Source organism: Pyxidicoccus fallax (assembly GCF_012933655.1).
Lineage (GTDB): Bacteria > Myxococcota > Myxococcia > Myxococcales > Myxococcaceae > Myxococcus > Myxococcus fallax.
This window is the reverse complement of record NZ_JABBJJ010000411.1, coordinates 1-10,385: the sequence shown is the minus strand read 5'-3', so window position 1 is coordinate 10,385 and position 10,385 is coordinate 1. Positions and strand designations below refer to the sequence as shown.

Here is a 10,385-nt window from a genome sequence, read left to right as displayed (position 1 = left end):
ACCCGCGCCTCCCCGCCCGGCCGGTCCCCGGGCGGAGCAGCCCACCCGTGCCCTTCCGCCCGGTCGCTCACGATGTCCCCTGGCCCACATCTTCCCGGCGTGCGGCACACGGCCCGAGGCATGAAGAGACACTCAGGTCGTGCGGCGCTCCCACGCGACGCGTTAAATGGGTGGCTCATGGACGATTCCAACGCCAGGCTGGTCGCGGCCCTGCTCGAGGCCCGCCAGCGCCACTGCTTCCCTCCAGACGTGCGCCGCGCGGCGCCCGAGTTCGTCGGGCAGGTGCTCGGCCTGCTCTTCCCGCACTTCTCCGAGCGCCTGGAGTGTACGGCCGCCGCCGTGCGCCGCGACGTCACCACCGTGGAGGCCAGCCTCCACCGGATTCGCGACACGCTGGCCCCGCTCTACCCCGACATCAACCCCGCCCTGCCCTCGCGCTTCATGGAGCGGCTGCCGGGCCTCTACGAGTGGCTCCGCGAGGACGCCCAGGCCATCTTCGAGGCCGACCCCGCCGCCCGCACCATGGACGAGGTCATCCTCACCTACCCGGGCTTCTACGCCATCGCCATCTACCGCGTGGCCAACGCCCTGCACACGCTCGGCTTCCCGCTGCTGCCGCGCCTGCTCACCGAGTACGCCCACCAGCGCACCGGCGTGGACATCCACCCGGGCGCCACCATCGGCCGGCGCTTCGTCATCGACCATGGCACCGGCGTCGTCATCGGCGAGACGACGCTCATCGGCAACAACGTCAATCTCTACCAGGGCGTCACCCTGGGCGCCCTCATGGTGGAGAAGGGCCTGGCCGACAAGAAGCGCCACCCCACCATCGAGGACGGCGTGGTGGTGTACGCCAACGCCACCATCCTCGGCGGCGAGACGGTGGTGGGCCAGGGCAGCATCATCGCCGGCAACGCCTGGCTCACGCAGAGCGTCCCTGCCAACTCCGTCGTCACCCGCCGCAGCGAGGTGCGTCCGCGCGGCGCGGACGGCACGCTCGACGCCATCGAGTTCCACATCTGAAGCGCCGCACCGTCACCGTCACGCCCAGCCACCCACCCGCGAGGTCCATGACATGAAGGCGAACAACATCCTGGAGACCATCGGCAACACGCCGCACGTGCGCATCAACCGGCTGTTCCCGTCTCGCGTCACCGTCCACATGAAGCTGGAGCGCGCCAATCCGGGCGGCAGCATCAAGGACCGCATCGCCCTGTCCATGATCGAGGACGCGGAGAAGCGCGGCATCCTCAAGAAGGACAGCATCATCATCGAGCCCACCAGCGGCAATACCGGCATCGGTCTGGCCATGGTGGCGGCGGTGAAGGGCTACAAGCTGGTGCTCGTCATGCCCGACTCGATGAGCATCGAGCGCCGCCGGCTGATGGCCGCCTACGGCGCCACCTTCGAGCTCACCCCGCGCGCCCAGGGCATGAAGGGCGCCATCGCCCGCGCCCAGGAGCTGGTGTCCCAGGTGCCCAACGCGTGGATGCCGCAGCAGTTCGAGAACGAGGCCAACATCGAGGTGCACCGCCGCACCACGGTGCAGGAAATCCTCAAGGACTTCCCGGACGGGCTGGACTACCTCATCACCGGCGTGGGCACCGGCGGCCACATCACCGCGTGCGCCGAGGAGCTGAAGAAGGTGTGGCCCAAGCTGAAGGTGCTCGCCGTGGAGCCCACCAAGTCGCCCGTCATCAGCGGCGGCCAGCCCGGGCCCCACCCCATCCAGGGCATCGGCGCGGGCTTCATCCCGAAGAACCTGCACAAGGAGGCGCTCGACGGCACGGTGCAGGTGACCGAGGAGGACGCCTTCGAGTTCTCCCGCCGCTCCGCGCGCGAGGAGGGCATCTTCGTGGGCATCTCCTCCGGCGCGGCGCTGGCGGCGGTGAACCAGAAGCTGGGCGAGATGCCCGACGGCAGCCGCGTGCTGTGCTTCTGCTACGACACGGGCGAGCGCTACCTCTCCATCGAGACGCTCTTCCCGGCGCAGCAGTAGCCGCGTCCCGCTAGAGGCGCGTTCGCACCAGCTCCACCAGCCGGTCCATCTCCTCGGGCAGGTTGTAGAAGTGCGGAGACAGGCGGATGCGCCCCCGGCGCAGGGAGTAGGCGACGCCGCGCTCGGCCAGCCAGTTGCCGAGCGCGCGTGCCTCGCCCACCGGAGGCAGGAAGGTGAGGATGCCCGCGCGGTGCTCCGGCGCGGGCCCCACGTCGCAGCCCAGTCCGCTCAGCCCCGCCTCCACGCGGACGAGCAGCTCGCGGATGCGCGCCTCGATGACGTCCATGCCCACCTCGTGCAGGAGCTCCAGCGCGGCGCCCAGCGCGTAGATGCCGGTGTACGCGGCGCTGCCCTCCTCCAGCTTGCCCGCGTCCGGGCGCAGCTCGAAGTGGCTGCGGTTGAAGTTCCACGCGTCGGTGGTGCTGCGCCAGCCCACCAGCACCGGGCGCAGCCGGGGCAGCACGTCCTTCGCCACGTAGAGGAAGCCGATGCCGGAGATGCCGAGCATCCACTTGTGGCTGTCCGCGCTGAGGAAGTGGATGCGGCTCTTCTTCACGTCCACCGGGACGCAGCCGATGCTCTGGATGCCGTCCACGCAGAAGAGCACGCCCGCGCGCTCGCACAGGGCGCCAATGGCATCCAGGTCCGCGCGGTAGCCGGTGGCGAACTGCACGGAGGACAGGGCGACCAGCCGCGTGCGCGGGGTGAGCGCCGCGGCCACCGCCTCCGGGGTGATGCCGCCCCCGGGCGCCTCGATTTCGCGCACCGACACGCCGCGGTCCTTCAGGTGCTGCCACGGGTAGACGTTGGAGGGGTACTCCAGTGAGGAGGCCACGGCCACCTCGTCGCCGGGCTTCCAGTCCAGCCCTTCCGCGACGAGGCCGAGGCCATGGCTGGTGTTGCGCACGAAGGCCACCTCGCCGGGCTCGGCGTTGACGAGCCGCGCCGCCAGTCCGCGCACCCGCTCGCAGTGCGCCTCCCAGCCGCGCTCGTGTTTGATGCCGTGGTAGACGAGGTCGTCCATCCAGCCCCTCACGGCCTCGGCCGCGCGGAGGCTGGTGGGGGCCACGCCAGCGTGGTTGAGGTAGAGCTGCTCCTGGAGCACGGGGAAGAGGGCGCGGTAGGACTCGAGCGGGCGCGTCATGACCGCGAGTGTACCCACGGGTGCGCTATACGTCAGGCGCTGGTCACGGAAGAGAGCACCACATGCGCCGCGACATCGGGGGAGTTGTGAGGAACTCGCTATTGGCGGGGGCCGCGCTGCTGGCGGGCTGCGCCGGCACCGTGAATGCGCCCTACCCGCCCATCCGAGCGGACCTGTCCCCGGCGGCGCTGGCGCGCGGGGCCACCATCTTCCACGCGAGCTGCGAGGCCTGTCACCGCGGCGGCGACGCGGAGACGGTGTCCGGCGCGCCGCTGCGCGAGCTGCCCTCGTACATGGGCCGCTTCCATGCATCCAATCTCACCTCGCACCCCACGGCCGGCATCGGCTCCGCGACGGACGCGGAATTGGCGCGCGCCATCCGCTACGCGGTGAGCCGGGACGGCCGGCTGATGGTGATGCCGAGCTACGGCATGGGCGACGCGGACCTGGCCGCGGTGCTGGGCTTCATGCGCTCGGGGCATCCGCTCTTCGCGCCGGACTCGCGGCCGGCGCCGCGCTCGGAGTTCAGCTTCATTGGCGGTATGGGCTTCCGCGTCATCACCGGCAACGAGCCGGTGGAGCGCCCCGCGTCAGGCATCCCCGTGCCGCCGAAGGCCGCGACGCGGGAGTACGGCCGCTACATGGCGCACGACGTGTACGACTGCGCGTCCTGCCACACCGACGGCTACAGCCCGCGCAAGACGGAGGGAGACGACGTCTTCGCCGGAGGCATGGCCTTCGTGGACCCGGAGGGGCGCAAGGTCCACTCCAGCAACATCACCTTCCACGAGACGGGGCTCGCCCACTGGACGCTGGAGGACTTCACGCGCGCGGTGCGTGACGGCATCGCTCCGGATGGCTCCGTGCTGCGCTCGCCCATGCCGCGCTTCCGGGGGCTGGACGCGGTGGAGGCCCAGGCCCTCTACGACTACCTGCGCTCCGTGCCCGCGCGGGACAACGAGGTGAAGGGCGCGAGGCCGCGGCTCACCGCCACCTCCGTACGTCCGGCCTGGGTGGCGGCGACGGGCGCGGAAACGACCGTGCAGGGCACCACCGTGGGCGCTCCGCCCGAAGGCTCCGCGACGGCACCGGGCCACGGGCCCCAACAGAACAACGTCGCGTCCACGACGAGCCAGGGCCCGGCGGGAGGCACCGCGACGGCGGCACGTCCTCCCTCACCCGGGAACGCGTCTGATGGCGACGGCGTGACGGCGCCCGCTTCGCCAGCGGCCGCTCAGGGTTCGTCCGTGAACACCGCCGCCGCGCCCGCCCGGAAGCCGCGCCCCGCCGCGCCGAAGGTGGATGCGCCGAAGCTCTTTGTGCAACTCGGTTGCGCGAGCTGCCATGGCCCTGGCGCGCGCTACCAGGACCGGCTCGCGGGAGTCGCGAACCGCAGCGAGGCCGAGCTGGTGCGCTGGGTGCGCAACCCTGAACAGTTCCTCCCTGGCACGCCCATGCCCACCTACGCGGAGCTGATTGATGAGCCGACCGCGCGGGCCCTCGTGCGGTGGGTAAAGGCAGGCGGCCCGGCCTCGCTGTCCTCCACCTCACGCTGAGCCGCCTCTACTCCTCGCACTCCAGGTGTGAGCCCACCCGGCAGCGGGTGGGAAATGACGGCCGAAATTGCCAGGAAAAACCCCTGTCGCCGTATCCCGATTGGAAGTTCCTCGGGGGTGATTCTTGGTTGCATCCTCGAGGCGCGTGCCACTCCGGTGCTAACCGGCCCCTGCCCCGGGGTGGCACGTGTCACTTCCATCTCGCGCTCACGGTTGCCTGATAGCGTCAGCCCCCGGCGATTCGTCGGAGGCGTGTTGACGACCGGGAACACGGAGTTGAGCGCTCGTCTCGTCCAGGTGCGGCGGAAGCTGGGACTGCTGCGGCAGCGGGACACCGCGCTGGAGGTGGAGGGCGCCAGCCACCACCGCTACAAGCTCGGGCCCCGCCTGTCGGACGCGGCGCTGCGGGGGTGGGAAGCGCGCCACCAGGTCACGCTGCCCGAGGAGTACCGCGCCTTCCTGATGGAGCTGGGCAATGGCGGAGCGGGTCCCTCCTACGGCCTGCGACCCTTGAAGGAGGACACCGCGCCCACCCCGGGCACCTTTCCCCTCTCCAGGGCCGAGGCCGAGGCGCGCGTGAAGGACCCCGTCGACGAGGAAGGCGACTTCCTCGAGCCGCCCTACGAGAACAGTCCCCCCGCCGCGCTCTGGATTTGCGACCACGGCTGCGGCGAGGAGGACTGGTTGATTGTGCGCGGAGACCTGCGCGGCGGGGTCTGGCACACGGGCGACTCGCACTTCGCGTGGTTCGACCTGGAGACCTTCCGGCTGTACGGCTTCCTCGACTGGTACGAGGACTGGCTGGACGAGGAGCTCGGCCCGTTCGAATCCCCCACCTGACACCGGATGTGGACCTGGAGTCCGGGCTGCGCCCGGGCCCCGGCTCGCGTAGGGTGGGTGCCATGACGGAGTGCCTCCTCAATATCGACCTGGGCGAGCTCCCCGAGGAGGACGAGCAGCTCTACACGCTCGCCCACGTGGCCAACATCGCCTGCGGCGGCCACGCGGGGGACGACGCGTCCATGCGCCGCGCGCTGGAGTCCTGCGCGCGATATGGCACCCGCGCCGGAGCGCACCCGTCCTACGAGGATCGCGAGGGCTTCGGCCGCAAGGCCCTGGAGGTTCCTCCGGAGGTGTTGCGGAGCCAGGTGGCCGCGCAGTGCTCGCGGCTCGCGAGGCTGGCGGCCGGCCAGGGTGTCCCGGTGCGGTACGCCAAGCCGCATGGCGCCCTCTACCACTCGGCCAACGCGTCGCCCGCGTTGGGCCACGCGGTGGTGGACGGCGTGGTGGAGGCGCTGGGCCGGGACGTCACCTTCATCGGCCCGGGCACGGGCGCCCTGCGGGACGCGGCGCGGGAGGCGGGGCTGGCCTACGCGCGGGAGGGCTTCGCGGACCGGGGCACCCGGCCGGATGGCTCGCTCATTCCGCGCGGACAGCCGGGCGCCGTGCTCACCGACCCGGCGCGGGCACGGGAGAACGCCGTGCGGCTGGCGACGGGAGGCACCGTGGACACGCTCTGTGTTCACGGCGACACCCCCGGCGCGGTGGAGCTGGCCCGTGAGGTGCGCGCCACGCTGGACGCGCTCGCCCTGCCCGCCGAGCCACTGGGTGACGGCGCGCTGCGGCTGATCCTCCCCGAGGGCCTGGAGCGCCGGGCCACGCGCGAGGCGTTGTGTGCCCTGCCGCGCGTGGTGGACGCCGTCATCACCGAGGAGCACGCCTGCGTGTACTTCGACCCGGCCTCGCCTCCCGAGGAGCCCCGGCTGGCCCTGGCCCGGCTGCTGCGTGTCCCGGCGCCCGTGGACACGCGCCCGCCCACCGTCATCCGCGTGCGCTACGACGGGCCGGACCTCGCGGCGGTGGCGGAGCGCGCGAAGCTGTCGGTGGACGAGGTGGCCCGGCTGCACGCGGGGCGCGAGTACTCGGTGCGGTGCGTGGGCTTCCTGCCGGGCTTCGCGTACCTCGGCGAGGTGGACCCGCGCATCGCCGTCCCCCGGCTGCCCACGCCGCGCACGCGGGTGCCGGCGCTGGCGGTGGGCATCGCCGGAGGGCGCACGGGCGTGTACCCGTTCGCGTCTCCGGGTGGGTGGAACCTCATCGGCACCGCGCTGGACTTCGCGGCCTTCACCCCGGACGAGGGCGCGGTGCTGCGGCTCGGGGACCGGGTGCGCTTCGAGCGGGTGGTGTGATGGCGGGCTGGCTCGAGATTGCCGGAGTGGGAAGCCCCGTCACGGTGCAGGACGCCGGACGGCCGGGGCAGATGCACCATGGCGTGCCACCGGGAGGCGCGCTGGTGCCGGAGCTGCTGGCCCTGGCCAACCGCGCGGTGGGCAACGCGTGGGGCGCGGCGGCGCTGGAGGCCTTCGGCCGGCTGGAGCTGCGGGTGCGAGGACGCGCGGCGCGGGTGTCCGTGGACGGGCGTGCCTTCACCGTGGCCGACGGGGAGACCTTCACGGTGCCCGCGCCCGAGGCGGCGAGCGTGCGCTACATCGCGGTGGAGGGAGGGCTCGCGGTTCCGGAGGTGCTGGGCGGGCGCGGCACGCTGGTGGTGGCGCGGCTGGGCGGGCACGAAGGGCGCGCGCTGCGCCCCGGGGATGCGCTTCCGCTGGGGGAGGGTGGCGGCACGCCGGAGACGGTGGCGCCTGGAGATGCACTGGACGTGGAGGTGCCCATCCGGGTGACGCTCGGACCGGACGCGGAGCGTTTTGATCCGGCGACGGTGTCCGCGCTGCTGACGGGAGCCTTCACCGTGTCTCCCGCGAGCGACCGCGTGGGGATGCGGCTGAAGGGGCCCACGCTGACGCACGGAGACGAGGGCGCGGGCACCTCGCGGCCCATGGTTCGCGGGGCCATCCAGGTGACGCTCTCGGGAGAGCCCATCGTGCTCGGGCCGGACCACCCCACGACGGGGGGCTATCCGCTCATCGCCGCCGTCATCCGCGCGGACTGGGGCCGGCTCTGCGCGCGCCGCCCGGGGGGCCCCGTGCGCTTCGTCGCGGTGAGCCTCGACGAGGCCCGTGAGGCCTGGCGCCGACACGTGGAGCGCTTCCTGTCTTCCTCCCATTGAGTGGCGGGACCTCGCGTCACCCGCGCCATGACGCTCCGCGGCGCTGGGAGACACGCCGCGCGGGTGGCCGTGGCGTGGAGCCCCGGGTCCTGGAAGGCACCGGATTGGGTTGCTGATACTTCCAGCTTTTATAGAAAATTTGGGCTGCGACCTTACGCGCGGAAATCCGTTATGATACTGTAACGGGGCTCACATCCATCTACTGCAAGGGGGCGCGGCCAGCTGGCGGGCCGCGTTGAAGAGACATCATGAAGCTGAGTGTGCTTGACCATTCCCTGATTGGCAGCGGAAGCACCGCCCGAGAGGCGTTCCAGAACACGCTGGAGCTGGCCCGGGCCACGGAGCAACTCGGCTATCACCGTTACTGGCTCGCGGAGCACCATGGCTCCGGTCACTTCGCTGGCGTGGCGCCGGAGGTCCTGGCCGCCCAGGTGGCCGCGGCGACGTCGCGCATCCGTGTGGGCACCGGCGGCGTGCTGCTGACGCACTACAGCCCCTTCAAGGTCGCCGAGGTCTTCCGCCTGCTCGAGACGCTGTACCCGGGGCGCATCGACCTGGGGCTGGGTCGGGCCCAGGGCAGCACGGACCAGGTCACCCGGGCCCTGGCGTACGGCGCTTCGGTGGGGCCGGAGACCTTCCCGAAGAAGCTCGCGGACCTCATCGCGTTCCTGTCGGGCACGGAGCCCGCGTCCGAGGAGTTCCGGGGCCTGCCCCTGCGGCCCGCGACCGAGGGCCGGCCGCAGTTGTGGTCGCTGGGCTCGGGTGAGCAGAGCGCCGCGCTCGCGGCCCGTCACGGCATCTCCTTCTGCTTCGCCCACTTCTTCAACCCCATCACCGGAGCGCCGGTGACGCGGGGCTACCGGGCGCAGTTCAAGCCCTCGGCGCAGCAGCCCGCCCCCTACTCCGCCGTCAGCGTCTACGTCGTGTGCGGCCGCACCGAGGAGGAGGCGCGCCGGCTGGGCCGCAGCAACGACCTGCTCGCGGTGAACACCCGCAAGGGACGCGCGGAGCTGCCCATCCCCTCCGTCGAGGAGGCCGAGGCGTATCAGTATTCACCCGAGGAGCTGGCGACGCTGGAGTTCGATCGCAAGCGGCTCGTTTTCGGAGACCCTTCCCAGGTCAAGGAGCAGCTCCAGCGCATGGCGGCGGACTTCGAGGTGGATGAGCTCATCATCACCACCATCTGCCATGACCACCGCGCGCGCCTGCGCTCCTACGAACTGGTCGCCGAGGCGTTCGCGCTCTCCGGCGCCACCAGCCGGCGAGCCGCCGGATAACGAGCTGCGTCGCAACCCGAGACGTCTCATCACGTGGCGCGTGCCCGTGATGCCGTGAGGCGTTGCAGGGCGATACGCGTTCGATAATAAGGTTTCATTCACAATTCGCCTTGCGCCATCCTGTCGATGATGGCCGCTCTGGCTGTTTCTCAAAGTCTGCTCAAAGAGGAGTGCCATCGCCATGGAAGCCGTGGACGTCCAGCCGGGCGATGAGTTCGCCATTGCCATCGTCGGTGTGGCGGGGCGTTTTCCCGGGGCGCCGGACGTGGAGACGTTCTGGCGGAACCTGCGAGCGGGCGTGGAGGGCATCCGCTTCTTCACGGACGCGGAGCTGCTGGCCCGGGGCGTGCCCGCGGAGCGACTGGCGGAGCCGGGCTTCGTGAAGGCGGGCGCGGTGCTGGAGGACGTGGGCGCGTTCGACGCGGCCTTCTTCGGGTACTCGCCGCGCGAGGCGGCGCTGATGGACCCGCAGCACCGGCACTTCCTGGAGTGCGCGTGGGAGGCGCTGGAGCGGGCGGGCCATGGGCTGGACACGGACTCGCGCTCCGTCGGCGTGTTCGCCGGAACGAGCCTGAGCACCTATCTGCTCTTCAACCTGCGCACCCACCCGGAGCTGCTCGAGTCGGGCGACAGCTTCCAGGTGATGATTGGCAACGACAAGGACTTCATCGCGACCCGGCTCGCGTACCACCTGGACCTGAAGGGCCCCAGCGTCAACGTGCAGACCGGGTGCTCCACGTCGCTGGTGGCCACGCACCTGGCCTGTCAGTCGCTCCTGGGGTTCCAGTGTGACGTGGCCATCGCGGGCGGCGTGTCCATCGACGTGCCCCAGCGCACCGGCTACGTCCACCAGCCCGGCGGAATCGCCTCGCCGGACGGGCATTGCCGCCCGTTCGACGCGGCGGGACAGGGCACCCTCTTCGGCAGTGGCGTGGGCGTGGTGGTGCTCAAGCGGCTGGCGGACGCGCTGGCGGATGGCAATCCCATCCACGCCGTCATCCGCGCCACGGCCGTCAACAACGACGGCGCCTCGAAGCTGGGCTTCACGGCGCCCAGCGCGGAAGGCCAGGCGGAGGTCATCGCCCGGGCCCAGGCGCTGGCGGACGTGTCGCCGGACAGCGTGGAGTACGTGGAGACGCACGGCACCGGCACCCTGCTGGGAGACCCGGTGGAGGTGTCCGCGCTCACGTCCGTCTTCCGCGCGGCCACGCAGGCCACCGGCTTCTGCGCGCTGGGCTCCGTGAAGTCGAACATCGGGCACCTCGACGCCGCGGCGGGCGTGGCCGGCCTCATCAAGGCGACGCTGGCGGTGGAGCACGGGCTCATCCCTTACTTTTATAAA

Annotated in this window: 9 protein-coding genes; 8 read left to right on the top strand and 1 reads right to left on the bottom strand. The window is 71.5% G+C overall.

Annotated elements, in window-relative coordinates; translation table 11 throughout:
- Window positions 1-177: 177 nt before the first annotated feature.
- Complete coding sequence (gene epsC, locus HG543_RS46950; protein WP_169351491.1) at window positions 178-1,023, top strand: serine O-acetyltransferase EpsC; 846 nt, start codon at window positions 178-180, stop codon at window positions 1,021-1,023.
- Between the two features lie 52 nt (window positions 1,024-1,075).
- On the top strand, window positions 1,076-1,999 hold the full coding sequence (cysK, locus tag HG543_RS46945; RefSeq protein ID WP_169351490.1) for a cysteine synthase A: 924 nt from the start codon (window positions 1,076-1,078) through the stop codon (window positions 1,997-1,999).
- A 10-nt stretch (window positions 2,000-2,009) separates the two neighbouring features.
- Here cysK and HG543_RS46940 read toward each other — a convergent pair whose 3' ends face one another.
- On the bottom strand, window positions 2,010-3,143 hold the full coding sequence (locus tag HG543_RS46940; protein WP_169351489.1) for an aminotransferase class V-fold PLP-dependent enzyme: 1,134 nt from the start codon (window positions 3,141-3,143) through the stop codon (window positions 2,010-2,012).
- 62 nt (window positions 3,144-3,205) lie between these two features.
- On the opposite strand from HG543_RS46940, the gene HG543_RS46935 reads away from it, so the two are divergent.
- The 6 genes from HG543_RS46935 to HG543_RS46910 all read left to right on the top strand — a co-directional run.
- The gene (locus HG543_RS46935) at window positions 3,206-4,699 is read left to right on the top strand and encodes a c-type cytochrome (protein ID WP_169351488.1); all 1,494 of its coding nucleotides are present in this window, start codon (window positions 3,206-3,208) and stop codon (window positions 4,697-4,699) included.
- Window positions 4,700-4,975: 276 nt separating this feature from the next.
- Complete coding sequence (locus HG543_RS46930) at window positions 4,976-5,539, top strand: SMI1/KNR4 family protein (RefSeq protein ID WP_169351487.1); 564 nt, start codon at window positions 4,976-4,978, stop codon at window positions 5,537-5,539.
- Window positions 5,540-5,601: 62 nt separating this feature from the next.
- Complete coding sequence (locus HG543_RS46925; protein ID WP_169351486.1) at window positions 5,602-6,888, top strand: LamB/YcsF family protein; 1,287 nt, start codon at window positions 5,602-5,604, stop codon at window positions 6,886-6,888.
- Complete coding sequence (locus tag HG543_RS46920; RefSeq protein WP_169351485.1) at window positions 6,888-7,766, top strand: 5-oxoprolinase subunit C family protein; 879 nt, start codon at window positions 6,888-6,890, stop codon at window positions 7,764-7,766. The genes HG543_RS46925 and HG543_RS46920 overlap by 1 nt, the downstream gene beginning before the upstream one ends.
- 260 nt (window positions 7,767-8,026) lie before the next feature.
- Window positions 8,027-9,043, top strand: a complete 1,017-nt coding sequence (locus tag HG543_RS46915) for an LLM class flavin-dependent oxidoreductase (RefSeq protein ID WP_343073610.1) — start codon at window positions 8,027-8,029, stop codon at window positions 9,041-9,043.
- A 181-nt stretch (window positions 9,044-9,224) separates the two neighbouring features.
- A partial coding sequence (locus HG543_RS46910) for a beta-ketoacyl synthase N-terminal-like domain-containing protein (protein ID WP_169351483.1) occupies window positions 9,225-10,385 on the top strand: 1,161 nt, incomplete at its 3' end.

What these genes read in the sequence shown, in the direction of transcription:
- HG543_RS46920 (WP_169351485.1), top strand. Translation starts at nt 6,888, where the DNA reads ATGGCGGGCTGGCTCGAGATTGCCGGAGTGGGAAGCCCCGTCACGGTG.
- HG543_RS46940 (WP_169351489.1), bottom strand. Translation starts at nt 3,143, where the DNA reads ATGACGCGCCCGCTCGAGTCCTACCGCGCCCTCTTCCCCGTGCTCCAG.
- cysK (WP_169351490.1), top strand. Translation starts at nt 1,076, where the DNA reads ATGAAGGCGAACAACATCCTGGAGACCATCGGCAACACGCCGCACGTG.
- HG543_RS46925 (WP_169351486.1), top strand. Translation starts at nt 5,602, where the DNA reads ATGACGGAGTGCCTCCTCAATATCGACCTGGGCGAGCTCCCCGAGGAG.
- epsC (WP_169351491.1), top strand. Translation starts at nt 178, where the DNA reads ATGGACGATTCCAACGCCAGGCTGGTCGCGGCCCTGCTCGAGGCCCGC.
- HG543_RS46935 (WP_169351488.1), top strand. Translation starts at nt 3,206, where the DNA reads ATGCGCCGCGACATCGGGGGAGTTGTGAGGAACTCGCTATTGGCGGGG.